The sequence below is a fragment of the Rhizobacter sp. P3_B12 genome, assembly GCF_056402895.1.
Genome location: NZ_JBFUGN010001411.1, coordinates 1 through 1,184, shown reverse-complemented (window position 1 = coordinate 1,184; position 1,184 = coordinate 1). Strand labels below are relative to the sequence as shown.

General features: G+C 71.0%; 2 protein-coding genes. One reads left to right on the top strand and one right to left on the bottom strand.

Features of this window, described 5'->3' with window-relative positions:
- A partial coding sequence (locus AC1D01_RS35685; protein WP_477874397.1) for a ComEC/Rec2 family competence protein occupies positions 1–677 on the bottom strand: 677 nt, incomplete at its 3' end.
- Between the two features lie 156 nt (positions 678–833).
- On the opposite strand from AC1D01_RS35685, the gene AC1D01_RS35680 reads away from it, so the two are divergent.
- A partial coding sequence (locus AC1D01_RS35680; protein ID WP_477874395.1) for a hypothetical protein occupies positions 834–1,184 on the top strand: 351 nt, incomplete at its 3' end.

The window sequence follows — 1,184 nt, the reverse complement described above, 5'->3', positions numbered from 1 at the left end:
GCGTACAACCGGTCGCGCACGCGCTGGCGCAGGCGCTCGAGCGGGTGAGCGGCGGCCGGGTCGAGCAGCTCGGCGCGGCCGTCGAGCACGTAGCCGGTGGCGCGCACGCCTTGCTCGAACAGCATCAGCTCGATGTCGAAGCCGCCCGGGTTGAGGCTGCCGTGCGGCTGGCGCAGGCGGGTGGTGAAGCGCCAGGCCTGGCCGGCGCGCAGCTGCGCTTGCTCGGCGTTCAGCGGGCCGTCATCGTGCCAGCCCTTGTACCAGCCGAGCGAGACGAGCGGTGGTACGGCCACCGGCTCGCCGCGCCGGCGTGCATCGTCGACCTCGAAGCGGAACTGCAGGCCGGACGGGGTGTGGTCGGGCAGGCTCGCGACGATGCCGGTGAGGACGAGGTCGTCGCCTTCGAGCGCCGTGGGGAGCGCCTCGGCCAGGTGCAGCGAGGCGCGCAGGTCGGAAGCAGCGAATCCCGCGACTGATGCGGCGAGCGATGCGGCCAGCATGCCGAGCAGTGCGCCGCGGCGCCAGCGCCACGCGAGCATCGTGCAAGGGAGTGCTGCCGCGAGCAGCAGCGCCGTGCCCCAGGTCGGCTGGACAGCCTGCTGCTGGAGCTGCCATGCGACACCCAGCAGCCACGCGACCGTGATCCCCGCGAGGTACAGCCCGCCGTGTCTGTGCATCGGGCCAGTGTAGGGCCCGGCTTGAAAGTGGCCTGTAAGAACCTTGCGCGCATCCTGTTTCGCATCCCTCCCGGATCCAGCCCAGGGCCATCGAGCATGTCACCCATGAAATCACTTCAATCAAGCTCACTTCTCCTCGTTCTCGCCACGGGGCCGATGGCCTTGCCTGCCGCCGCGCAGACCGTCACGCCGCCTGCGTCGTCCGTTGCCGTGGCACCCGCCGCCTCCGCCCCTGGCCCGGGCGCCGGCCTCTGGGAATTCATCGTCGCCACCGAAGGCGGGCCCGGCGGTGGCGGCACGAAGACGGGTCGCGCCTGCCTCGCGGTCGAGTCGCTTCGCGCGGCCCCTGAGCAGACGCTGGTCGAAGCGGCCATGCGCAGCACCGGTGGCCGCGCGTCCAAGTGCAAGTTCGAAGATGTCCATCGCGAGGGCACGCTGTCGTCATGGAAGGCCATCTGTGAAGGCCCCATGGGAGTCATCGTGCAAGGGGCAGGCAGCGGCCAGCTC